At 34.7% G+C, this 24,606-nt stretch carries 22 protein-coding genes and 3 pseudogenes; 11 read left to right on the top strand and 14 right to left on the bottom strand.

The window, feature by feature from the left end:
- The first annotated feature begins 1,556 nt into the window (after window positions 1-1,556).
- A complete protein-coding gene (locus tag GMB29_RS11550) occupies window positions 1,557-2,807 on the top strand; it encodes a sensor histidine kinase (protein WP_136358623.1) in 1,251 nt (416 codons plus the stop codon).
- A gap of 921 nt (window positions 2,808-3,728) precedes the next feature.
- Here GMB29_RS11550 and GMB29_RS11545 read toward each other — a convergent pair.
- Window positions 3,729-3,977, bottom strand: coding sequence for a hypothetical protein (locus tag GMB29_RS11545; protein WP_136358621.1), 249 nt, complete (start codon window positions 3,975-3,977; stop codon window positions 3,729-3,731).
- 315 nt (window positions 3,978-4,292) lie between these two features.
- Here GMB29_RS11545 and GMB29_RS11540 point away from each other — a divergent pair, with 315 nt between their 5' ends.
- Window positions 4,293-5,528, top strand: coding sequence for an IS110 family RNA-guided transposase (locus GMB29_RS11540; protein WP_155443885.1), 1,236 nt, complete (start codon window positions 4,293-4,295; stop codon window positions 5,526-5,528).
- A gap of 402 nt (window positions 5,529-5,930) precedes the next feature.
- Here GMB29_RS11540 and GMB29_RS11535 read toward each other — a convergent pair whose 3' ends face one another.
- Complete coding sequence (locus GMB29_RS11535) at window positions 5,931-6,395, bottom strand: DUF3291 domain-containing protein (RefSeq protein ID WP_136359340.1); 465 nt, start codon at window positions 6,393-6,395, stop codon at window positions 5,931-5,933.
- A 441-nt stretch (window positions 6,396-6,836) separates the two neighbouring features.
- On the opposite strand from GMB29_RS11535, the gene GMB29_RS11530 reads away from it, so the two are divergent.
- Window positions 6,837-8,054: an IS110 family RNA-guided transposase gene (locus GMB29_RS11530; RefSeq protein ID WP_155443882.1), complete on the top strand. Its 1,218-nt coding sequence runs from the start codon at window positions 6,837-6,839 to the stop codon at window positions 8,052-8,054.
- 139 nt (window positions 8,055-8,193) lie between these two features.
- On the opposite strand, the gene GMB29_RS11525 is transcribed toward GMB29_RS11530, so the two are convergent.
- Entirely contained in the window at window positions 8,194-8,754 is a 561-nt protein-coding gene (locus GMB29_RS11525; RefSeq protein WP_136359308.1) for a hypothetical protein, read from the bottom strand.
- Between the two features lie 208 nt (window positions 8,755-8,962).
- Complete coding sequence (locus GMB29_RS11520; RefSeq protein ID WP_136359310.1) at window positions 8,963-9,391, bottom strand: DUF4395 domain-containing protein; 429 nt, start codon at window positions 9,389-9,391, stop codon at window positions 8,963-8,965.
- A 412-nt stretch (window positions 9,392-9,803) separates the two neighbouring features.
- On the opposite strand from GMB29_RS11520, the gene GMB29_RS11515 reads away from it, so the two are divergent.
- Complete coding sequence (locus tag GMB29_RS11515) at window positions 9,804-10,037, top strand: hypothetical protein (RefSeq protein ID WP_136359312.1); 234 nt, start codon at window positions 9,804-9,806, stop codon at window positions 10,035-10,037.
- Between the two features lie 233 nt (window positions 10,038-10,270).
- Here GMB29_RS11515 and GMB29_RS11510 read toward each other — a convergent pair whose 3' ends face one another.
- From GMB29_RS11510 to GMB29_RS11490, 5 genes and pseudogenes are all read right to left on the bottom strand, one after another.
- Window positions 10,271-11,473, bottom strand: a complete 1,203-nt coding sequence (locus GMB29_RS11510; RefSeq protein WP_155443884.1) for an IS110 family RNA-guided transposase — start codon at window positions 11,471-11,473, stop codon at window positions 10,271-10,273.
- Between the two features lie 275 nt (window positions 11,474-11,748).
- Window positions 11,749-12,246, bottom strand: a complete 498-nt coding sequence (locus tag GMB29_RS11505) for a GNAT family N-acetyltransferase (protein WP_136359264.1) — start codon at window positions 12,244-12,246, stop codon at window positions 11,749-11,751.
- 88 nt (window positions 12,247-12,334) lie between these two features.
- The gene (locus GMB29_RS11500) at window positions 12,335-13,120 is read right to left on the bottom strand and encodes a PhzF family phenazine biosynthesis protein (protein WP_136359265.1); all 786 of its coding nucleotides are present in this window, start codon (window positions 13,118-13,120) and stop codon (window positions 12,335-12,337) included.
- 167 nt (window positions 13,121-13,287) lie between these two features.
- Window positions 13,288-13,482 (bottom strand): annotated as a pseudogene (locus GMB29_RS11495) (hypothetical protein); the annotation flags it as partial.
- Between the two features lie 134 nt (window positions 13,483-13,616).
- Window positions 13,617-14,096, bottom strand: a complete 480-nt coding sequence (locus GMB29_RS11490) for a carboxymuconolactone decarboxylase family protein (protein ID WP_136359271.1) — start codon at window positions 14,094-14,096, stop codon at window positions 13,617-13,619.
- A gap of 633 nt (window positions 14,097-14,729) precedes the next feature.
- Here GMB29_RS11490 and GMB29_RS27850 point away from each other — a divergent pair.
- Together GMB29_RS27850 and GMB29_RS11485 are read left to right on the top strand one after the other, a co-directional pair.
- On the top strand, window positions 14,730-15,125 hold the full coding sequence (locus tag GMB29_RS27850) for a sigma factor (RefSeq protein WP_319941502.1): 396 nt from the start codon (window positions 14,730-14,732) through the stop codon (window positions 15,123-15,125).
- Window positions 15,026-15,592, top strand: a complete 567-nt coding sequence (locus GMB29_RS11485) for a sigma factor-like helix-turn-helix DNA-binding protein (RefSeq protein ID WP_319941501.1) — start codon at window positions 15,026-15,028, stop codon at window positions 15,590-15,592. Before GMB29_RS27850 ends, GMB29_RS11485 begins: the two co-directional genes overlap by 100 nt.
- 400 nt (window positions 15,593-15,992) lie before the next feature.
- On the opposite strand, the pseudogene GMB29_RS27845 reads toward GMB29_RS11485, so the two are convergent.
- Window positions 15,993-16,133, bottom strand: a pseudogene (locus tag GMB29_RS27845) (cyclase); the annotation flags it as partial.
- A 23-nt stretch (window positions 16,134-16,156) separates the two neighbouring features.
- Between GMB29_RS27845 and GMB29_RS11475 the strand changes: the two are divergent.
- Window positions 16,157-16,420 (top strand): hypothetical protein, encoded by a 264-nt coding sequence (locus GMB29_RS11475; RefSeq protein WP_155443883.1) that lies wholly within the window; start codon window positions 16,157-16,159, stop codon window positions 16,418-16,420.
- 33 nt (window positions 16,421-16,453) lie between these two features.
- On the opposite strand, the gene GMB29_RS27000 is transcribed toward GMB29_RS11475, so the two are convergent.
- The gene (locus GMB29_RS27000; RefSeq protein WP_091007346.1) at window positions 16,454-16,603 is read right to left on the bottom strand and encodes a hypothetical protein; all 150 of its coding nucleotides are present in this window, start codon (window positions 16,601-16,603) and stop codon (window positions 16,454-16,456) included.
- A 957-nt stretch (window positions 16,604-17,560) separates the two neighbouring features.
- A pseudogene (locus GMB29_RS11470) lies at window positions 17,561-18,846 on the bottom strand (IS110 family transposase).
- A gap of 443 nt (window positions 18,847-19,289) precedes the next feature.
- On the opposite strand from GMB29_RS11470, the gene GMB29_RS11465 reads away from it, so the two are divergent.
- The gene (locus tag GMB29_RS11465; protein WP_155443882.1) at window positions 19,290-20,507 is read left to right on the top strand and encodes an IS110 family RNA-guided transposase; all 1,218 of its coding nucleotides are present in this window, start codon (window positions 19,290-19,292) and stop codon (window positions 20,505-20,507) included.
- A gap of 107 nt (window positions 20,508-20,614) precedes the next feature.
- Here GMB29_RS11465 and GMB29_RS11460 read toward each other — a convergent pair whose 3' ends face one another.
- Window positions 20,615-21,031: a hypothetical protein gene (locus GMB29_RS11460; RefSeq protein WP_136359120.1), complete on the bottom strand. Its 417-nt coding sequence runs from the start codon at window positions 21,029-21,031 to the stop codon at window positions 20,615-20,617.
- Between the two features lie 99 nt (window positions 21,032-21,130).
- Complete coding sequence (locus GMB29_RS11455; protein WP_227551669.1) at window positions 21,131-21,382, bottom strand: DUF4279 domain-containing protein; 252 nt, start codon at window positions 21,380-21,382, stop codon at window positions 21,131-21,133.
- A 271-nt stretch (window positions 21,383-21,653) separates the two neighbouring features.
- Between GMB29_RS11455 and GMB29_RS11450 the strand changes: the two genes are divergently transcribed.
- The 3 genes from GMB29_RS11450 to GMB29_RS11440 are packed head-to-tail and all read left to right on the top strand — an operon-like array spanning window position 21,654 to window position 24,550.
- Window positions 21,654-22,589: a FecCD family ABC transporter permease gene (locus tag GMB29_RS11450; RefSeq protein ID WP_227551668.1), complete on the top strand. Its 936-nt coding sequence runs from the start codon at window positions 21,654-21,656 to the stop codon at window positions 22,587-22,589.
- Complete coding sequence (locus tag GMB29_RS11445; RefSeq protein ID WP_136359117.1) at window positions 22,589-23,611, top strand: FecCD family ABC transporter permease; 1,023 nt, start codon at window positions 22,589-22,591, stop codon at window positions 23,609-23,611. The genes GMB29_RS11450 and GMB29_RS11445 overlap by 1 nt, the downstream gene beginning before the upstream one ends.
- Window positions 23,612-23,635: 24 nt before the next feature.
- Window positions 23,636-24,550: an ABC transporter substrate-binding protein gene (locus tag GMB29_RS11440; protein ID WP_136359115.1), complete on the top strand. Its 915-nt coding sequence runs from the start codon at window positions 23,636-23,638 to the stop codon at window positions 24,548-24,550.
- Window positions 24,551-24,606 lie beyond the last annotated feature (56 nt).

Raw genomic sequence — 24,606 nt, 5'->3', positions numbered from 1 at the left:
TTACTTAGTACTACTATATAGTATTACAAAGTAGTGGATGTGTCAAATATTTTTTATGTTTTAAAATTATAATTTAACGAACTAAATTTTAGATAAATATAAGGGCAATTAGAACCAAATAAAAAAGCCTGTCTAAATGATTATTTGGTGTTGTGATTAAAATTTATCATGACCTAAATCGTAAAAATTCATAAAAAATAAGGGGTGACGCATATTAGTCATATATAGTTATTTACCACCCCTTAAAACACTACTCTTCAATGTGTGGCACTTAAGAAAATATCATATCGCTTATCAAAGCGACTATTCTTTCCTTTTAATGAACTAAAATCAATAAAAAAGCTCTTACGGGTTTTATGAGTAATGAATATTTTATAATGCATTAAAATTTTGAGAGTTTGGCTAGCGGATATTTAGTTAAGGTGGGAACTGTATTGTTCCCATTTTTTATGTTCAAAACCACCAAAACGGATAATGAAAAAAAATATAATAGTTGGTTGTACCGCTCCTTTCCCCTTCGGGTTCTAAAAGTATTGGGGGAATAAACTTATTAGAAACTCCAACTCCTTCTAACGGTAGTATGATCCAAATATGCCTTTGAGCTATTTTAATTTTAGTTATCAATACCTAAATCGTAAAAATCCATAAAATATAAAGGGTGATACATATTAGTCAGTACAATATGTATCACCCTTTTCTTTCCTGTTCCACGATCGCGCTCTTTTCTTGAATAAGCTACTACTTAATGTTTTAGAACTCATAATCTGCTCCAGTAGCAAACTCAATCTTCATTAATAATCTTCTCTAGTTTATAAATATTTTCTTTGTTTATTCTTTTCCTATTGAGGCATAGTACCATAACCAGGCTCCAAAACTGAATAGCACTCCAATAATAATAATAAAACCTGCTGTTTCCATAAAAATCCTCCTTATTTTATTATCCTTTAACATATAATTCCATTTTTGATTATACTTTCCTTCTTGAACATAAACTTTTATATGAAACAACAAAAGCGATGCTGTAATTAAGCATCGCTCATATCGTGTGTAATCTTCTTTAAATTCTAAAGCCTGTGTCTTAAGGTAAGTATGAAAATGACGACCACTACTATTCTTGTAAGTCTGGTACAATCCTGCGCTTATAAAGCATTTATTTAAGTCGCCCCCTTTGCCTTCTGACAGTTGATAAACTCACTCAGTACCTTATATCCGCCCCCGTACTTTCTAACTTTTTTGTTATAAACCTATACGATCTTAAATAACGCCCATATCCTGAAACTGAGTTCCTATAGGTAAAATAAAAAGCCTTTTTTGTCATTAGGAAAATTTCCAACTTTTAATAAAATTTGCGCTTATTGATCATCATTTGCTTATTTGTAGATTTATCCATTTTAACTGTAAGATTTTGAATATATGCCCTAGTTAATTATGCATGTATATACCCAATTCGCTACCCGACAATATTTTTTACACAAAAGAACTTTCTCTATTAATTAAATTGATTTTTTTCTGTATACTTTAAATTACAGAATGTCATAATCTTAGGGGCTGCAGCAATGGATTTTGTTTATTTAAACCAACATATTTTAGATAATCTATTTTACATTTTGATTAGTATTTTAATATTTTTTATTTTATATGATCATGTAGAAACGCTAAAATCTTACAAAAGGATTCTTCTTACCACATCTATGAGTTTGCCTATTCTCTTATGCATGAAGTTTCCTATTTATATTGATGAATATTGTGTCCATGATTTAAGGCAAATCCCCCTTTTATTAGGAATACTTTATGGAGGATGGCCTGTTGGAACGGCTTTGTTCATTATTCTATTAGTGGCTCGGTTTGCTATTTATGGGTTCAACTTTATGACGTTAATTGTTTATAGCGTGATATTTATTGTAACAGCACTTTTTTCAACAAAGTTCAAGACATTAAATCGAAAGCACAAACTATTTAGTGCAGCACTGCTATCTTTATTTTTGGGAATACTTTCAACCAATATCGCTGTTTTCATCTCAGACTTCTTTAGAGTAACTGAAGCTTACATTTTCTATTTTATAATTATTCCTCCTTTCATCATGTTTTCTGCTGTATATATCACTGAGATTTTAAGAGATGCCATTAGTATAAAGTCAAAAGTTATTAAGTTAGAAAAGATGGAAGTCGTTAGTCAGCTTGCTGCAAGTATTTCACACGAAGTTAGAAATCCTTTAACAGTTGTAAAAGGGTTTATTGAATTGTTAAAGGACCCTAAACTACCTGGTGATGTAAGAGAGCGGTATTTTCAATTTGTTACTACGGAACTTAAGAGTGCTGAGACTATTATTAGTAATTATTTGGCTTTTGCAAAACCTGCAACGGAAAAAATAGAAGATATATTAATAGATCATGAAATAAGAAGTGTAATTGATATGATAAAGCCATTAGCCAGTATGAACTCAGTTGAGATATCAGAAGCGATCGTACCAGCAACTACACGTGGGAACACCCAGTATTTTAAACAATGTTTATTAAACCTAATTAAAAATGGAATAGAGGCTATACCTAATGGTGGTGAACTTAGAATCGTTACGCTTGTTAACAAGGACGTGATAACGCTCAAAATAAGCGATAACGGGGTTGGAATGACCAAAGAACAAATAAACCGTTTTGGCGAGCCGTATTACAGCAGTAAAGAAAAAGGAACAGGACTAGGTTCAATGGTTGTTGTTCGGACTATACAATCGATGAACGGCACACTTAATATTAAGAGTAGTATAAATGAAGGAACAACTATAACCGTTACACTACCTGCTATACATTAAACATTAAAAAGGTACAGCCAACATTCTAACAAAAAACCACGTTAAGATAATAAAGGAAAAGCTTATTCATACAGGGACGGTGTTCACGCACCTTTTGTAATGTCCTTATAATCCCCGGCCATAAAAAAAGGAATGTTCTTTGACATTCCTTTCAACATCTGTTATTTATATTTTATTTCTTTAGCTCTTACAGATGCTAAAATTCTTCTTAACTAAACTGGTTTCGTTTTTAGTTGTAGTAATGTTCTTCATGAATAAATTAGCTCAGAAATAGGTTGTTTTATTTCTAAAAATTAATAAAATAAACATACCACTATGGATCATGTGAAGGACTTCGCATAAATATATCAATTTTTTCCAACAAATAACATCTTTCCATAAAAGAATTTTTTTTTCAGAGTACAAATGATGCCTTCTTTTCAAACTTTTAAGATAAAGATTCCACAAGAAATTATATTATGTATAGGACGCACTGTTTAACAATCGCGCCCGATTTTAGATTAATAATCATCTGAAAAGTTCGATAAATATCTTTAATACTTCATTAAGCTAAAGATCTTGATATAATGATTACGTGTAAGTTCCACTATAAGAATGTTTAATAAATAGTTAGAAATGACGGAGTACAGGGAAAATATGAAAAAAAACATAAAACTTAGTATTTTGAATTCTCAAATTGTATTTTTATTCTTTTACTGTATGGATTGAATTAACAAAATATCTACATCCGATTGTCATAGGAGTTGTTTGGTTTTCTATTTCTTTCCTTGTTTTATTTGGTATTTTATGGGTGGAAAAAGGAAAATTTCGATTACCAGAACATTTCATCCATATTTTTACACTTCTTCATTCTATTGGAATGCTTATTTTATGAATTTTTCAGACCAAAAGGCCAAAGCTACGCCCGTTAGTTGAAGAACATTAAAATTGACTACCGTCACAACCGCACTCATATTCCTTGAATTTATATTCTTTGTACAGTCTAATTTCTTTAAAATCACTTGTATCCGATTCATAAAACTTTACCAAGGGAGCAACATCCACCTTAGCCACTTCCCTTATTTGTTTATCCAAATCCTTAGAAGAGTCTATATTATATTCGTTCATATCTAAATAAATATTATTGTGTTCACAAACCTCATACGTCACTGCGATATAATACTTTTTCATAATTCTACTCCCTATTTTTTTTGTTATCCTAAAATGCCCAATTCTTGTTGAACTAACCTGCCCCGTTCGTATTATAAGGTCAGCCAGATATTTCTGGTTGATCATTTTTTATATGATTTTATTATTACAGTAGCCAGGGTAGAACGTAACTGCCCGTGGGGCTTGACCCCGTCAAGTAAACCGTTCGCCCCCTACTTGTAGAAACATGATTGAGGCTGGTTGGGACTTAGATCTCGTATAACAAGCGAAGCTGTGATACTGCATGGAGGAATTAGGAGTTACTGGCAAATTTACTAGTTTAGGAGGAGATTTAGAATGAATCCAGTCGTGGGTCTGGATGTTTCAAAAGGTGAGAGTCAAGTTCAAGCATTTTTAGATAAAGGCAATCCATATCGTAAGAGCTTTAAAGTTTCTCATACTGTTGAGGGTCTTAATTCACTTGTAGTGTTTCTTGAGGATGTGAAAAGAGAGTCTGGAAAGAAGCCTTCAGTCATTTTAGAAGCTACTGGGCATTACCAAACTCCTCTCGTTCATTATTTAGAAGAACGAGGATATTTATTGATTATCCTTAATCCATTGATTTCATATAAGGCAAGAAGTTCTAGTTTAAGGAAAGTTAAAACAGGCGCAGTTGATGCTTATTTACTTTGTGAGTTGTTCTATAAAGAAGAGTTAGAGCCATATAAAAAGCGTGGAGTCCAGTTACTAAACCTTCGTAATCTTACAAGGCAACATGAAAATATAACTGGAGTCATGATTCAAACAAAACTTCAATTTCAGGCTGTGCTTGAACAAGTATTTCCTGAATATAAAGGGGTATTTGGAGATTTATATTCTGTGGTGTCACTCTTAACTCTTTCAGAGTTTCCCTCTTCTGAAGATATTTTGAGAGCTAGTGAAGAAACAATTAGAGACAAGATATTTGAATTATGTAAGAGTAGATCAATCAAATGGGCTAATGAAAAAGCGATTCAACTAAAAGCTGCGGCGGCTCGTACCCCTTTTGAAAAGACAGTTTATCAGAGTCATATTTTAAGTCTGGGTATGTATATAAATATTCTTCTTCAATACAAAGAGCCTCTATCAAAGTTAGAGTCAGAGATAGATGCCCTCGCAAAAGAAATTGAAGAATATAATATCATCAAATCTATCCCTGGTATCGGTGAAAAAATCGCGGCAACGATTATTTCTGAAATTGGTGAGATAGATCGATTTAATAATCCTAAGAAACTTGTAGCTTTCGCTGGGATCGATCCTAGTGTATTTGAATCTGGTAAGTTTACAGCCACAAAGAATCGGATAACAAAACGAGGATCTAGTAGGCTTCGTCATGCCTTATATATGGCGGTTCGTTGTGCCATTCGTGATTGTCGTAAGAAGAAAACGACGGATGAAATCATCCCTCGAAACAAAAAAATGAGAGAGTTTTACGACAAGAAACGTGAAGAAGGAAAGCCCTTCAAAGTAGCTGTAATAGCTTGTGTAAATAAGCTATTACATTGGATATTTGCCCTTTTAAAGAATAGAACTACTTTCCAAGATATAGCTTAGAACCTAAATCTAACTAAATAACACAAAACCTTCCAAAATTAGACTAACGGAAGGTTATTTGACATGCTTATTTTTAGTATAGCATGTGATTTTTTATATTTTTATTGAAAAATATTGACATACTATTAGCTGGTTTACTTTAAGTATAAATATTTTCACAATCTCTTCTAAAGTTTAACCTAGATATCTAGGTGTTGTTCAACAATCTAGCCCTAAACTAAAAAAAGCGCTAATCCTTGTTCCAGGTTAGCACCCTATAGTAATCGTACAATCGAATAAAAAATATTACCAATAGCAAGTGTATCTATTCTTATATACTCACCTATTTAATTCAACAAATAGGTCAAGAAAGAAGAAAAGTGAGTTGTTCAGCATCCTAAACATTAACAAGAAATCATCTTGCTACTTAAGCATACACGTCTCCCCTTTTTCATCAAAAGCGTGCTTTAAGTCAAACGCAAAAGGAGTGGGGCCATTTTGAATAAAATAGTTGTATCTCTTGAAAGCCTCCTCCCATGAAACATCCTCCACATTCTCTGTCCACCACACTACATATGAAAGGTGTTTCTCTTGATCAGGCTCCATCCATCTGTTCCTATTTCGCAACGCTTGGCTATGCTTACCTGAATAGGTAAAACGATATAAGGATTGAAGGCTTTTCCATACCGTTAATGTCAGAACAGGGTAACCTTTCCCTTTAACTTCTTCAGGGAAAGACACTCCATCTGATGAAAACTCCTCTACAAGATATCCTGAAACATATGCCTGACGCATTACTTTATATCCCATTTCATAAAACTCACGAGATTTAGGGTGGTCATAGGGGTGATTTAGCCTACCAACAGTATAAATTGAAACTAAAGCCATAAACAGCCCTCCATTTATAGTATATACCTAGGTATATTCAAATTAGATGGGATCTTATAACTTCTAGTTACCAAGTACAAAAGCGTTAACGTGAAAAGAACGATTATTCATGCTAATCTGCTTCTTCGTTGAACAAAGAAAAAAGGCTGCCACAGCAACCTGTCCTTCAACTCTTGTACCCGTTAGCCATCCATGAAGCGCAAAATCGGCGCTTCACCACAAAGAATGAAAATGTATTGAATCCGTCCATACTGCTTCTAAGGCTGGGAGAGGAAGGTCGATAAACTATGGTGCCTTAGAGCCCATCCGTTAGTCTGACTCCAACGACCACGGTGCACCACAAACTGTCGCTCCCTTACGGGAAGCACTCATGGTAGATTAATCCTTATTCTGATTGTTGCACCAGCCTCCAATTTACAAGCCTAGAAAGGAAGAATTTCAATGGATGTAATCATTGAAAGAGCATGTGGTATGGATGTTCATAAGGACAATATCACTGCATGTATTATGACACCTGATGGAAAGGAGATTCAAACGTTTCCTACCAAAACAGTTTTTCTGCTTAAGTTAATCGACTGGATTAAGGAACATGACTGTACTCATGTCGCAATGGAAAGCACGAGTGTTTATTGGAAACCTATCGTTAACCTACTAGAATCTGAAGGGATTGAGTTTCTAGTAGTAAACGCCCAACACATGAAGGCACTCCCCGGTCGTAAGACCGACGTTAAAGATGCCGAATGGATTGCCCAACTTCTTCGCCATGGTTTACTCAAAGCGAGTTTCATTCCAAACCGTATTCAAAGAGAGCTGAGGGAACTTGTCCGTTATCGCCGCAGTATTATCGAAGAACGTGCAAGACAACATAATCGAATTCAAAAAGTTTTAGAAGGAGCCAATATCAAACTAGGCTCTGTCGTTTCAGATATTATGGGGGTTTCCTCGAAGGATATGCTTCGAGCTATCGCTGACGGCGAGGATGATCCTGAGAAACTAGCAAACTTCGCTCGTCGTACAATGAAAAAGAAAAAAGCAGAACTTGAATTAGCACTTCAGGGCTATGTTAACCCACATCAACGCTTAATGCTCAAAACGATTTTAACTCACATTGATTTTCTAACTGAGCAAATTGAAATGTTAGATCAAGAGATAGCCCAACGAGTAAACTCGTATGAAGAAGATATTGAAAGACTAGATTCGATTCCTGGAATCGCCAGAAGAATGGCTGAACAAATCCTAGCTGAAATCGGTACTGATGTTAAAAATCAATTTCCAACTGCGGCACATCTTTGTTCATGGGCAGCTCTCGTACCTGGACATAATGAAAGTGCTGGGAAAAGAAAATCAACTAAATCTAAAAAAGGAAATAAGTATTTAAGATCAGCATTAACTGAAGCAGCTCAATCGGTCAGAGGGTCAAAAAACTATCTTGGTGCATTGTATCGACGAACAGCAGGACGAAAAGGCAACAAAAGAGCAGCTATAGTAGTTGCCCATGCGATATTACGGATCGCATATTACCTGTTAACTAGAAAAGAAATGTATGTAGACTTAGGCGAAGACTACTTTGATAAACAAAGACAGGTATCAATTGTACGCCATTCGGTTCGAAGACTAGAAAACTTAGGCTATACGGTTACAATAACAGAAGCTTCCTAATCCATTAAACAAGTAAATAAACACCAATGATCAGACGCTCTCCCCTTTTAAAAAGATGAATGAGCTGCGTCTATGTAAGTATTGCCATTTTTCGGATCTAACAGAAGTTAATTTTCATGGTAGTTGAAGAACCCTAAAATCAAATATCACAATTCTCCAGATCAATTTCATACTCTTTAGGAATATAATTTAACATTTTTGATGTGCTATTGATTCTATTATCATTAGTAATTAACGTGTATCCAACTTCTTGTATATCAATTAATGTTAATACCTTGTCCCAATCAAGTTTAGGGAACTCTGTTGGATGACTCCAATGCACATTTGGCCACAAATCATCAAAAAGTATGCTCTCTCCTTGTACCATAAACGAACCGAGACCACTACAAGCAGACCACTCACAATATTCCGTTATTAGTTTTAATTGAGCATCAGACTCTACTTTGAGAGTCATCCATTCACTTTTTTTAATCAGATAATCAATGTGCAGTTCTTTCATCTTTCCTATATCTTCATCATCTATTAACACCGTTGGTAAAACAAAAAATAAAGGAAACACAAAAGTAACTTTTATAAAATTATATGTAAATCCTTCAAAATCTCTTAACATTACTCCAATACTTAAAACTGTAAAATCTCTCTTTTTAAACTTAATTGAGTTAATTATGCTTTTATGACTGTTTTGAATAAAGACCGACATTATATTCACTTCCTATAATTAACGTTAGCAAACTAATTCTTTGGTTGTTTTAACAGAATATTACCTAGCTATAAATAATTATTTATTGAACTATACTGCCCAGTTAGTTGAATATGCAAAAAATTAACAATTGCACCTTTTGTGTTTCTAATTATTAAAAAAGACAGAAAATGAACAATATTTCCTGTCTCAACCATCACATTTTTTATTATTTATTTAGAGATCTTCTGTATTGGTATTGTTTCCAATGAAATCTTATATAGCAACCAACACAAAAACCTAAAATTGCAATAAATGCAGCTGCAGCAACCATAATGGTGAAGACATAACCTAAAATGGTCCAATTCATTAGAAAACTTATTAATCCCCCTGCGAGACAAATGACCGCAATTGTCTGATTGAATTGCTGCTGCTCCCATTCCTCAGGAATATATTGTGATGGGTGCTTTCTTAAGAAGAGCTTAGCTAAACGCATTACAGGATTAAATCCAAAAAATAAACCCATTAAACCTGCTAAGAAAGGAATAGCAAGGATCCATTCTTGCTTAGTTATCCAGGTAAACAATACTGACACCACAATAAACCACTGATTTGTTCGCACAAGCGGACGAGGAACTGAACGTACTTGACTTCCCATCAAATCAAACCTTCCTTGTCGTTTTTATATAATTTATTTTGATTTTACTCCTTTTTTTCTATTTTATTAAGAAAAAAGGATATAATAATTTGGTTTCTTCATTTTTAAACCTCCAACAAGGTAAAATTTATCTTTATACTTCTTTCACTATTCTGACCATTACTTTAAGTACATTACTTCACAATCTTATTTATTTAAATAAAAATCCAAGTTTTATTCAATTAATGGCCCGATTGTTGAATAAGAGCTAGACGATTCTTCTACAAAAATGCCATTAATTTAAGTACAATCTTTCACAACCTCTTTAATTAAATATTAAATTTCTGTTTTTCTGAAATTGCAATTCCTATTGTTAAACCAGAACGTATTTTCGTATAATATAGACATAGCATTAAAATAGCGAGGAAAAATGATGCAAGTTTTAGTACAAGTCCACTATTTTTATTTCGATTCAAAGATACTAAAAAGAGGATATTTTAAAGTTAATCCTAAGAAATATAAAGAGGATCCCGATAATTCTGTAGCTGAAGTAGCTGGAAAATGGATAGAGCAAATGCTAATGGAGTTACCTGGAATGGAAATCTACAAGGTGTTGTATGATGATGTTGATATAACGAATTTAATTAATGTAGAATCTGCTATATAATATTGGGTCTTTTTTTTATTTTTATGGCTCTGTTAAATGAATATCTTGATATTTTGGTAAAAAGAAAAAGGACTCAATTAGTCCTTTTTTTTCTTAAACTAAACCAGCTAATAGGATGTCAACATTTTTCAATAAAAATCCTATAAACAAAATGATATACTAAAAATATTCATGCCAAATAACCTTCCTCATTTATATTGGAAGGTTTTTCATGTTTTGCCTAATTGTTTTTGTTAAGCTAAATCCAGGAAAGCTTCTTTACGTTTTAGTAAGGCATAAATCCAATGAATAAGCTTATTTACACATGCAATCATTGCGACTTTAAAAGGTTTTCCTTCTTCTCGCTTTCGATCATAGAACTCTTTTAGCTTCTTATTACGAGAGGATCTGATCCCACAGAGAACAGCCATATATAAGGCATGTCGCAGTCTGCTTGAGCCTCTCTTGGTGATTCGATTAATCGTCGCTGTAAATTTCCCCGATGAATGTACACTTGGATCGATTCCAGAGAAGGCAACCAATTTTTTAGGGTGATTAAACCGTTCGATTTCTCCAATTTCAGAAATAATCGTTGCCGCGATTTTTTCTCCGATACCGGGAATCGACTGGATAATCTTATATTCTTCTATTTCTCCTGCCAGGGCATCTATTTGATCATCTAACTTTGCTAGATGCTCTTGGTATTGGAGAAGCAGTTGAATATACATTTCAAGGCTTATCAAATGACTTTGATAGACTATGCTCTTAAATGGGTTACGCTGAGCTGCTTCATAAAGCTTCTTTGCCCTTTCTTGTGCCCAACGTTCCGAACGACTCATACATAAACTCGCTATTTTATCGGTTACCTTGTTTTCTCCAGCCTGTACCACAGATTCTGACGTACTAAATTCCAGGAGTATGTTTAGAGAAACTTTTGAATACAAATCTCCAAATACCCCTTTATATTCAGAAAACACTTGATCTAAAATCGCATGAAACTGTAACTTAGCTTGAACATACAAACCCGTAAGGGTTTCATGTTGTCTAGTAAGATGACGAAGGTTTAAACGTTGGATACCCCTTTTTTTATAGGGTTCAAGCTCTTCTTTGTAATACAGTTCACACAAGCGAAAAGCATCTATTTCATCTGTTTTCACATTTCGCAAACTCGATTTTTTTGCCTGATAAGACAGTAAAGGATTGATCATAATGTATAAATAATTCTGTTCCTCTAAAAACTGAATGACAGGAGTGTGATAATGTCCCGTCGATTCTAATATTACACTTGGTTTTATACCAGTCTCATTTTCTACCACTTTCAAATAATGAAGTAAGGCATCTAGCCCCTCAGTCGTGTGTGATACACTAAAACTTTTTCCAAACGGCTTTCCTTTATCTAAAAATGCTTGAACCTGGCTTTCCCCTTTTGAAACATCCAGACCGATTACTGGATTCATTCTTTATCTCTTCCTCTCCATTTGTTTTGCCAGTAGCCCCTATTCCTCTTGCAGTATCATAGCTTCGCTTGTTATACGAGATCGTTGTCCCAACCAGCCTCAAACATGTTTCTTCAAGTAGGGGGCGGACAGTTTAGTTGACGAGATCATGGTCCCACGCACCCGTACGTCCTACCCTGGCTACCGATATAATAGGTCCTATATAAAAAAGGTCAACCAGTAAAAACTGGTTAACCTCCTAATACGAAAGCACCCGTTAGCTTAACAAGATATTTTTATAAAAGTTTAGACATATAGTATTCATCAACAAATTCGCCGTCAATGTAAAGCGAATGTCTTTTTGTTCCTTCAATATCAAATCCCATTTTTTTATATAACCGCAATCCAGCTTCATTACGAGTTACTACAGATAATTCTAATCGATAGACACTTTGTTCCGTTGCCCACTCCTCTAATTGTTTAAATAGTTTTGTTCCAATCCCAATCCCTCTATATTGAGTTAAGATACCAATAACAACATATACAGAATGTTTGTTTCTATTGGCATTGCCACCTATAGCAATTAGGTATCCGATTAATTCCTCATTTTCTTCAGCTACAAAAATAGTCGAATTACCCTCTTTTTTCATAGTTTCTATTCTTTTTTCTTGTTGTTCAGTTCCAATGTTTCTTTCACCTGATTCAAAAAGCATATATTGGGACTCACTTTCAACTTGCTTAATTAAATTCACTAAGCTTTCAGCATCATCAGGTTTTATCTCTCTGATTAACATTAGAATCCTCCCATTCAATATATATCCATTATTATACAATATCTTATTGAACTAACCTGCCCCGTTAGTTCAGTAAGGACTATGGATATTAAACTGTTAGCTTACCTTCAAATATGGTTACTGCCTTACCTGATAGTAAAACTTTATCACCCAAAAGCTTTACTTTTAAAATTCCTCCTCTTTCTGAAGCTTGGTAAGCTATAAAATCGGTTTTATGTAATTTATTTTTCCAATATGGACCTAAACAACAATGTGATGAACCATTGACATAATCCTCAATAATCCCTTGAGCTGGGGAAAAGAACCGTGAAACAAAGTCATATTCATTTGAATTTGATTTGCTTGTAACAATAACACCACGGACTGGTAATTGGGAAATTAAGTCTATATTTGGTATTAAGTTTTTAACGGTATCTTCTGACTCAACTTCAACTAAGTAGTCAAGTTTGTTTTTCCCAACATATGTAGGCTCAACACCTAAAGCCGATATTAGTAAATCAGGAGCAATGGTTTTCTCTTCAAGATTTGATGGAAACTCTAATTGAACCCATCCATCTATAAACTGTGCTTTGAGAAGTCCACTTTTTGTCTGAAAAGCAATAACTTTTTCATTTTCCACGTACCCGTTCTCCCATAAAAAGAATGAACTTGCAAGTGTTCCGTGTCCACAAATAGGTATTTCTGTAGAAGGAGTAAACCAGCGTAAATAGTAATCACTTTTGAACTCGTTTATAAAAGCTGTAACAGGTAAATTCATCTCCTTTGCAATACTCTGCATCCAACTACTGCCTTTTTCCTCACTTAACAAGCAAACAGCAGCCGGATTGCCTCTAAAGGCTTGATCACTAAAGGTATTTAAAATAGATAAATTCATATGGTTTCCTCCGTTAAAATCAACTATATTCTAACAAATTCTATACTGAAGACACTGATACCCCTAAATCATATACGCTTGTAAAATGACTTTATTACTTAATAAAAAAGCTTCACTCCTTATTGAAGTAAAGCACCCGTTACTTTAAGTATATATTTTCACAAACTTTAAACATTTTTATTTTTTAGTAAATATATTTTGAAAAATATTCTTCTTAAGAGAAAGCCTACCATCACACCAGGAATAACAATATATGCAGAATCGATTACGCCATTTGCCTCGATCTTGCCAAGTTTACTTCTTACTTCCGATAATACATTCTCACCAGCAAGACCTTGCATGTAAGTAAGAACGACTTCAGTTTGGGTATATTTACTGTTTTATTGATTTATGAAAATCTCTTAGTCTAGCCCTTCTCCAGAAATCGTGTTGACACCTAGAGGAGTCATTGATGCCACCACCTCATGATCCATTTCACATTTGGCTCATATAACTCTTAGCTTAAGCCAGCTTTTGTTAATCCAAACGCTTTGTCAGCTGATCCTGGTACCGTTTTGAATGCAACATTAATACGGTTCCAAGCATTAATTGCCATAACTGAGAATGTAAGATCTGATAACTCTTTTTCTGAAAACTGACTACGAACACGGTCATAAATGTCATCAGATACACCATGCTCAGGCATCTTTGTCAAAATCTCTGTCCATTCTAGTGCCGCACGCTCACGTGGACTAAATAGTGTTGATTCACGCCAAATTGTAGTGTGGTAAAGACGAAGCTCTCTCTCACCATGGATTTTAGCTTCTTTGACGTGCATATCTAAGCAAAAGCCACATCCATTCATTTGTGAAGCTCTGATGTGAACTAAATGACGGATTGATTCTTCAATTGAACTTTCCTTCTCTTGCATGCTAAGTTCCGTCAACTTTTTAAAAAATTCTGGTGATTCTTTCATGTAATTAATACGTTCAGTCATAATTGGTATACCTCTCTTTTCCTTATTAATTGTAATTAATGTATAAACATGTAACAGTAAATACACGACTAGAAGATCAAACAGTCAAGATTATTCCCGAATTAAAAGTATCTATCCGGCTGTCATCTTCACCTACATTTGCCTTCAAATATATAACGACTAAGTGACTCATTCTGTGACAAGCAGTCAATTTGAATTAGATTGGTTCGTTCCCATTAATGATTATCCCTACTGTTTACCTACTATTTACAATCCCCCTTGATTAATAATTGTTTAAATTCAGATGAAGTATTAGTTGATCTTATGGAAGCAGCTAACCTTTTGTAATACTGCTTCCATTACTTCTCCATCTACAACTATATAACGACTAAGTGATTTATTATGTGACAAGGTGTTCAATTAAAAGAGTTTTTAAAAAAATTCTCTTTCTTTTTTTTAATTATCAGGTTAACCGTTTTTCCATATTATTTTTAAGGTACACATATTTGGAATGTAGTTGGAAATTTTATATATGTTAAAAATTTATTTAAGAAAAAAATACTATACTTTGTCACAAAGTTGCTCCTCAGCTCGTTTTATATGTAGCCCATGCTACGAATTAGTGAATTGTAGAAAGAGAATGGAAGTGAAAATATGCAAGAAATGTACGAAAAATATAAAATGTTGCTGTTTAAACTGGCCTACCAACTGACAGGATTGGTTTCAGATTCGGAAGATGTTGTCCATGACGTTTTTTTAAAATTATATGACGTACCTCCGGAGAAGTTGGATGAACCTAAAGCTTATCTTTGTAAAATGGTAACGAATCGATGTCGGGATTTACAAAAAACAGCTCGCAAGAAGCGAGAACAATATTTTGGAGAATGGCTTCCAGAACCCTTTTCTAATTCTCAAGAAGATTCAATGGACTCAGTCATCCGTGCGATGAATTGTCTTATGGGATACTTGTGCTACTTGAAAAGCTTACACCAACGGAACGGGTCGTTTTTGTCCTTCGTGAAGCACTTAGCTTTGAATATTATGAGATAGCAGAACTCATAGAAAAAAGCGAAGCGAATTGCCGCAAATTATTCAGCCGTGCAAATGCAAAGATGGGGATTAATTCTGAAGAGGAAGTTCATTCTGAAGCTACTTCTCAAGATTTAGTTCATGATTTTATAATAGCACTCAAACAGGGGAACGTGAATCAGGTCATATCTACGCTTGATCAAAATGTTGTACTGGTCGCAGATGGAGGAGGCAAGGTGTTGGCTGCCGTAAAACCAATTTTAGCACGGGAGCGAGTTGTTAAGTTTCTGTTTGGTGGAGTACGTAAAGCGTCCATGGTTGATGGAAATTCACTTATTGAAATCGGTGAAATTAACGGTCAACCTGCTCTTATTCTTCGTTCAAACGAAGGTATTCACACAGTCGGTATGATTCATGTTGAAAATAATTTGATTCGCAACATATATATTGTCCGGAACCCAGACAAGCTGAAACATGTAGGAATATGAAATAAATTTTTACAAAAAACGAACAAAAATAGATAATATAAAATGAAATATATCAGGACAGAGCTAAAATAAAGGCCAATGGAGATAGTAATAGCAGGGATTGTTTACTTTCCATTATCTTACAAACACCTTAAAAGCTTAAAGGGCTAGTAAATAGCCGCTAATATTCTAAACATCGTTTAAAACGAATAGAAATTCTATGGGCATAATGTATCATTAAGCCAATAAAAAAATTCTAATGCATATTCAAATATAAACAAAAAAGTGCACAACTCCTCCTAGAAGTTAGTGCACTTTTCACGTTCGTTGTTCAACTATTCTGCTCCGTTAGCATAATAAGAAAAGCCATCTTATTTAGCAGCTTAAATTTGCAGGAACGCAAAATATACTTTAATACTTCTCAGGGTTGCTCATCTGAAGGTCTTCTTTTATGTTTTTCATTAATGATTTTCTTGTTAAGTATCCTTACTTTACCAACCATTAGCAACCTCATATCCTCTACAATAAATTTAGCTAACTCTTCGTCAGAACACGTATTCCCTGACTTTCTTTGAGTGTGGGGTGTTGAGAAAGTATCTTACTGAAAAGATCGGGACTTATCTTTTTATTCAGCTACCTAAGCCAAGTGAGTATCCAAATGTTTTAAAAATTTCTGCTGGAGATTACTGGTGTATCCAAAATAACGGCTGGTCTATTGATTCTGCTACTGAAATTTTTAGTGAGGAATGGATATCTGATGACGAGTTTTTTGTCACCGAATCTGAAATTTATGGGAATAATAAACTCTATCATCAATTGAAAAAAGAACTTCGAATAAGAAAAACATAGGGAGATTTTAGTCTTCCTATGTTTTCATTCATATTATTTATCTGTTTGTTTTTGCTTCTTTTTCAAATACTCCGCACGTATTTTTTCAAGTTGCTGCTTTTTATCAAATTTGGCAGGCGTCTGTTTTTCATGAAACTTTGTCACAGCTACCTGACCTTTGGTATCCAATTGATATTTTCCCACTTTGTTCACCTACTTTTCTTGTCTTTAAAGAGAATCTATTCAACAAATATAATATACCTTATTTTACTGAAGTAAACCTTATTACTTTATTAATGTACTGCTAACTTTGCATATATCAGTAAAAACATTAAAAACTTAGTAAAATAATTCATCGCCAAATGGTATTCATTTCATTGCTATAATCAAAATAAAATGCCTTGACACTCTGCATAAGCCTCAATAATTCTATTTCTTGTTTGTTCAGCTCTCTTCTAAAGGTCCAATTGTTCGGTAAATAAGGTTTAAAATATTAAAGCAATCTAAGTCTACTCCATCTTTTAAATGGTTCTTAATGCTAATAACCATTACGTTCTCGATGATTTCAAATTTAGGTTTCTGAGGGGAAATATTGTTTTTTTTTGCAAAGTCTTTTTACTACTTGTTTAAAAAAATCTAGATCCCCAATATTTTTCTCCAAAAAATCACCCCTTGTTATTAACTTTTCTACTTATATCTATCTTGATCCAAATATTACCTTATTCAACTAACCTCCCTCTATAAATAAAGGATAATCTTCCGATTTCTCATGTTTTCTCACGATTTCATAGTCATTCAGTTTTAATAGACTTTGATTTAATGGAATAATGCTGTATTATAGGTTAATTTTTGAGTCAAGAAGCAAAAAAGGACCATAGCTACCTAACCACTACTATCCAAAAAGTGGATATCAAGTTAAAGTATGGTCGCACTGGAGGATCTCTACAACTCTCATGGAGGTCAACCCTCCCATTTCTCACAGAGTCTATGCTCCAAAATTCCTTCGTCCAACCTTTCCATGAGGTAGATGTCAGTTATGCTGCCCGACAGGATCTATGTCCGTATTTTAGTTGTTTTACTGACTAATCCGTGCTTCAAATGTCTATTAATCATTTAATTAAACTATTACTATCAATAGAGACAATAAATTGTATGAAAAATCTAAGCAGCTTTATGTAATCCCACCATATGAGGAATATCCTTTAACATTCTTTCTTCACTAACTCAAATTGTTTTTTACCAATAGCGAATAAGACACGTATTAATTTATTACATAAAGCTATAAGGGACTGCATCTTTTTCAATGGATTGTCAGGGCGTTTTGTATAATACTCATGTAAGGCTTTAAAGGCTGAATTCTTGGCAACAAGGGGCATGACTACACGAAACAAAAGAGCTCTTAGGTTTTTCCTGCCTCTCTTTGTAATTTTCGTTTGTCCCTTATGTTTACCTGAAGTGTTCTCCTTCAAGCTTAATCCTGCAAGTTTGATAATTTGCCGAGGATGTGAGTAAAAACTAAGGTCTCCGACCTCTGCAAAAAAGCCTGCTATCGTATCTTTTCCTATACCAGTAATCGCTAACATTTGTTGTACACCTGGTATTTGTTCTAGTAATTCATCCCTCTTAGCCTCAAGTTGTTCGAATTTCTGAATAATTAATTCATATTTATCTAATAAGGTGCTTAATTCTAATCTAGCTAATTCAGAACCCTCACGGATTCCAATAGATTCGCTAGCTGCTTGTTTCAATTTTTGTATTCTACTTATACCTACTGCACGTGTCACAGCTTTTCTGAGATGAGTTAAAATCTCCTGATTTGATAGCTTTACTAACTCGTGGGGTAACAAGTTAAGTTTCAACATTTGAAGAGCTGATTGACCTTCCCAGTCCTTAAATACATTAAGGAATTCGGGGAAATATCGATCAATCCAATTGTGAATTTGCCCTTGTACAGCCTGAAGATCAACAGATAAAAGATCGCGTATTTTACGTGCGACCCGAAGGTCGGCATATACTCCTTCTGGAATGTTAAGTTCGGCGTATCTTCCATCTTTAACAAGCTGTGCGATAACTCTCGCATCCTTTACATCATTTTTTGTTGGGGAATTATCATCTAATTCCTTAGTCTTCTTAACATGCATGGGATTTACAACGACAAATTTGAGATTATTCTCTTTTAGATAATGAGCTAAATTAAGCCAATAATGTCCCGTAGGTTCCATACCAATGATTACCTTATCCAAGTCATTTTGACTTTGTAGTTCTTTTATCCATTCTAGAAAACTTTCAAAACTACATTTCGTATTTTCAAAGTGTATAGGTGCCCCAAACTCCAGGCCTCTAAAGTCTTGGGCACGGGCAACGTGCTTGAATTTCGCTATATCTACACCTATAATTAGAGTTTGAGAAGTAATTTGAGCAATCTTTTTATTTTGGTTATAATTCATTTTGAGCCTCCTGGTTTATATGTTTTTTATCCTATTTGCCGCCAAGCTTGGGATATTCATATAATACCAAGAGGTTTTTTAATGCTCAAACTCCATTTTTCTTCATTACAGGAATGCTGCCCCTTTAGTACAATAAGAAAAAAGACACCAAAAATGGCAGCTTTATCTTCAACTCTTGTACCCGTTAGCCATCCATGAAGCGCAAAATCGGCGCTTCACCACAAAGAATGAAAATGTATTGAATCCGTCCATACTGCTTCTAAGGCTGGGAGAGGAAGGTCGATAAACTATGGTGCCTTAGAGCCCATCCGTTAGTCTGACTCCAACGACCACGGTGCACCACAAACTGTCGCTCCCTTACGGGAAGCACTCATGGTAGATTAATCCTTATTCTGATTGTTGCACCAGCCTCCAATTTACAAGCCTAGAAAGGAAGAATTTCAATGGATGTAATCATTGAAAGAGCATGTGGTATGGATGTTCATAAGGACAATATCACTGCATGTATTATGACACCTGATGGAAAGGAGATTCAAACGTTTCCTACCAAAACAGTTTTTCTGCTTAAGTTAATCGACTGGATTAAGGAACATGACTGTACTCATGTCGCAATGGAAAGCACGAGTGTTTATTGGAAACCTATCGTTAACCTACTAGAATCTGAAGGGATTGAGTTTCTAGTAGTAAACGCCCAACACATGAAGGCACTCCCCGGTCGTAAGACCGACGTTAAAGATGCCGAATGGATTGCCCAACTTCTTCGCCATGGTTTACTCAAAGCGAGTTTCATTCCAAACCGTATTCAAAGAGAGCTGAGGGAACTTGTCCGTTATCGCCGCAGTATTATCGAAGAACGTGCAAGACAACATAATCGAATTCAAAAAGTTTTAGAAGGAGCCAATATCAAACTAGGCTCTGTCGTTTCAGATATTATGGGGGTTTCCTCGAAGGATATGCTTCGAGCTATCGCTGACGGCGAGGATGATCCTGAGAAACTAGCAAACTTCGCTCGTCGTACAATGAAAAAGAAAAAAGCAGAACTTGAATTAGCACTTCAGGGCTATGTTAACCCACATCAACGCTTAATGCTCAAAACGATTTTAACTCACATTGATTTTCTAACTGAGCAAATTGAAATGTTAGATCAAGAGATAGCCCAACGAGTAAACTCGTATGAAGAAGATATTGAAAGACTAGATTCGATTCCTGGAATCGCCAGAAGAATGGCTGAACAAATCCTAGCTGAAATCGGTACTGATGTTAAAAATCAATTTCCAACTGCGGCACATCTTTGTTCATGGGCAGCTCTCGTACCTGGACATAATGAAAGTGCTGGGAAAAGAAAATCAACTAAATCTAAAAAAGGAAATAAGTATTTAAGATCAGCATTAACTGAAGCAGCTCAATCGGTCAGAGGGTCAAAAAACTATCTTGGTGCATTGTATCGACGAACAGCAGGACGAAAAGGCAACAAAAGAGCAGCTATAGTAGTTGCCCATGCGATATTACGGATCGCATATTACCTGTTAACTAGAAAAGAAATGTATGTAGACTTAGGCGAAGACTACTTTGATAAACAAAGACAGGTATCAATTGTACGCCATTCGGTTCGAAGACTAGAAAACTTAGGCTATACGGTTACAATAACAGAAGCTTCCTAATCCATTAAACAAGTAAATAAACACCAATGATCAGACGCTCTCCCCTTTTAAAAAGATGAATGAGCTGCGTCTATTTAAGTATTGCCATTTTTCGGATCTAACAGAAGTTAATTTTCATGGTAGTTTAACAAGTTATTTTTAAGTATTCTTGAATTATCTAAATCTAAAGTTCCATAACCTTCTTTTTCATTATTACTAATAATGGTGGCAGTATCATTACCATTAAACCAAATTCTATATTCGTAAAGTCTTTCAGGCATATTTTCATCAAATGTATAAAATAAAGTAGCCGATATATCCTCTTTTCTCGACATTTCAGGTTTTGTATTAGGTTCCCATTTAACCTCTCCAAAAGAACTTTTTAATAAATTAATTGTTTTTTCATCTGTAATCATAAGAGTATCTTCATAATTTTCTTGTTTATTACCTTTTTGAACATCAACTCTTGTTAATTCACCACTGTCTTGTGCTGAACATCCAACCATAAACATTAAAATAAAAATTGACGTAACTATTTTTTTCATAAAACTTCACCTCCATAAATTAAGACGGGAGTGGATAAAAATAGTTTCACCTTATTCAGAATAACCTGCCACGTTAGTACAATAAAGTTTGGTACTTTTTTATTCGCAAAAATCATCATAAGGATTAGTGTACAAATCTACATCTAATTCAGCTTCAATACTTGAAAAAAATTTTATGATGTCTTTATCCAGATATAAAGCAGGTGTATTTCCCTTTTCTATTTTAATTACAATAAAGAATTTACACTCCAAGGAATAAGCCTCTTTTATTTCGTTAATTATTGATGACTTATTTTGTAACTTACCTATAATTTGTTTTAGTTGGTCATTTACAATTTTTTTATAATTCATTTACCAACAAATACTGGATTTTTTTATTGAATGATTTTAAGAAAGGTATTGAGTAAAAGATTTTAAATTTCCCATAAAAAATAGATTGCTTTAAAACAAGATTATAAAATATAATAATGAATGATATTGATTATCATTATTATTAAATTCATTAAAAAAGGCTGCGTTAAAGATGTTACATACTCCTTCTCAAAAATGCATTAAAGATCGTTCAAATACTTTTCTGATACTGCTTTTATTTATTTTTGCAATTATTGGAGTATTAGGATGCATGATTTTGGCTATTTCTCTTGGGGCAAAAGAGGTTACTTTTAATACAGTTTTGTCAGCAATTTTTAATTATAATCCTATATTGACTGAGCAACAGATTATTCATGAACTGCGGCTTCCACGGGTGATAGGTGCTGCAATCGTTGGGGCGTCTTTTGCAGTTGCTGGGTGTTTAATGCAGGGAGTAACCCGTAATCCATTAGCTGATGCAGGGATTCTTGGTATTAACGCTGGAGCAATGTTTATCGTAACTCTTTGCTTTGCTTTTTTTCCAGGTATTCCGTATGCTTTATTAATGATTTTTTCTTTTATTGGAGCAGTACTTAGTACTTTATTCATTTTTATCATTGGATCTTCCGTCCCAGGTGGACTAACACCTATGCGGCTGACTATTTCAGGTGCAGTAATAGCAGCACTCCTACATTCACTTAGTGCTGGTGTAGCCATTTACTTTGATTTGAGCCAAGATCTAGCTTTTTGGTACGCAGGAGGTGTTGCAGGAATTAAGTGGGATCATTTAAAAGTGTTGGTCCCTGTTATTCTCATCACCATTATTTGGGCAATAATCATGGGTCGCTCTGTTTCTCTTATTTCCTTGGGCGATGATATTTCAAAGAATCTTGGGATGAACGTAATTCTAATAAAGGTACTCGCTATTATTATCGCAGTTATTTTGGCAGGAGTTTCTGTTTCAGCTGTTGGATCAATAGGTTTTATTGGATTAGTAATTCCACATATTTCTCGAAAGTTGGTTGGAGTAGATTATAGACTTATCATTCCAATGTCAGCATTATTGGGCTCAATCTTATTGATAATGGCTGATTTAGGAGCTAGAACGATAAACCCGCCTCGTGAATTGGCAATTGGTATATTGGTAGCCCTGGTAGGAGTTCCTTTTTTTCTTTATATTGCCCGTAAAACGGGGAGGGATTTATAGTGAAATACCAAGACCAAGCCAATTTAGACAACAAGAGAGCCTATACTGTTGCACTAGTATTAATTCTGATTAGTATTACTATTGTTTTAATTAGTTTGAATACAGGGTCTTTGCAGATTGCTCCACTAAAAGTGATCCAAACCCTTTTTGGTTACGGTGATTATAAAAGTTCTTTAGTGTTGTTTGAATACCGTATGCCCCGAATCCTGATTACTATGTTGGGCGGGATCGGCCTAGGGATTTCTGGTGCGATCTTACAAGGATTATCCCGTAACCCTTTGGCAGAACCAGGAATTTTAGGGTTACATTCAGGTGCCTCATTTGGTCTTATTCTTTTTGTTACATATTTTCATTCATTAGATGATCATGCTGCCATTCTTATCCCGTTATTTACTTTTTTAGGTGGATTTTTAACTGCTTTTATTATTATTTTACTTACTTATGACCGAACCAAGGGTTTACTGCCTATCCGACTTATTCTCACAGGAATTGCGGTTTCAGCGGGTTTTAGTGCAGTTACGCTTTTCCTATCCCTTCGTCTTGATGAAGAAACGTACACATTTGCTTCAAGATGGCTGGTAGGAAATGTTTGGGGAAGAGACTGGATACATGTAACGGCCCTTTTTCCCTGGATTCTTGTCTTAGCACCTTTTGCTTGGTCTCAATCTAGAACATTAAATGTCTTATCTTTAGGGGATGACATTGCAGCTGGGCTTGGTACCTCTGTTCAAGGACAACGCTTGCTTATGCTGGCAACAGCTGTCGGTTTATCCTGTGCTAGTGTAGCAATGGTAGGCGGCATTGGTTTTATTGGTCTAGTCGCCCCCCATCTTGCACGTCGTCTTGTTGGCCCGATGTATCAGCATCTTCTACCTGTCGCAGGACTCATCGGGATGGTCATATTAGTACTCGCAGATACAGTGGGACGCTCAATATTCCAACCCAATGCGATTCCCGCAGGTGTAATTGTTGCAGCAATAGGAGCCCCTTATTTTCTTTATTTATTAATAAAAACAAAATAAATCAATCAACCAGGAGAGAAAATCATGAAAAAGAAACTTACCCTTATATTAAGTACAATGTTGTTACTTTTATTGTCAGCTTGTGGACAAACCGCTTCAAATGAAGCTAAATCAACTAACGAAGAGAAAGCAGATAATAAAGAAACTAGAATTGCTTCCCTCTCTATTCACTTAACAAATGATTTACTTGCATTAGGGATCAAGCCCGTCGGTTCTGTCGTAGGCGGAGAATTAAAAGATTTTCTTCCACATGTAAAGGATCAGTTGAAAGATACAACAAAGCTTGGACCTGCTAAAGATCCAGACATGGAAGTATTGCTCGAATTGAGTCCTTCTGTGATCTATCTTGATAAAGAATTTGCAGGACAAGATGTATCCAAATATGAAAAAATTGCATCCGTTGAAGTATTTGATCTTGATGAAGGGACCTGGAGGGATCATTTAAGGTCGATTGGTAAACTTGTTGACCGAGAGCAGCAAGCTGAACATTTTATTGCTGATTATGAAAAACAAACAAAAGAAGTACGCACTTTATTTAAAAATAAACTTGGTGAAGATAGTAAAGTAATGGCTATTCGTGTTACAGCAAAAGAGTTACGAGTATTCAGTACAAAACGTCCAATGGGCCCGATGTTATTCGAAGATTTAGGTTTAAAACCTGCTAAAGGTATTCAGGAACTTGATTCAAAGCAGCCTTACGAAGTGATTTCCCAAGAAGTTCTTCCAGACTTTGATGCTGATGCTATATTTGTTGTTGTTAATAAAGATGACGAAGCTCAAACAGCTTTCAAACAGTTACAAGAGTCACCTATTTGGAAAGGGTTAAAAGCAGTAAAAGGTAATCATGTTTACGTAGTTCCAGATCAACCTTGGCTTGACTATTCAGCATTAGGAAATAAAATGGCAATGGATCAAGCAAAAGAAATTTTTTCGAAATAAATCATAGAAATATATCTTTTGCACTTTCATAGTATTAATGGACATCTTTGATGACA

Origin of the sequence: Metabacillus sediminilitoris (assembly GCF_009720625.1) — a bacterium.
Lineage (GTDB): Bacteria > Bacillota > Bacilli > Bacillales > Bacillaceae > Metabacillus > Metabacillus sediminilitoris.
Note: the sequence above shows the minus strand (reverse complement) of the source record. Positions and strands in the feature narration are given on the sequence as shown.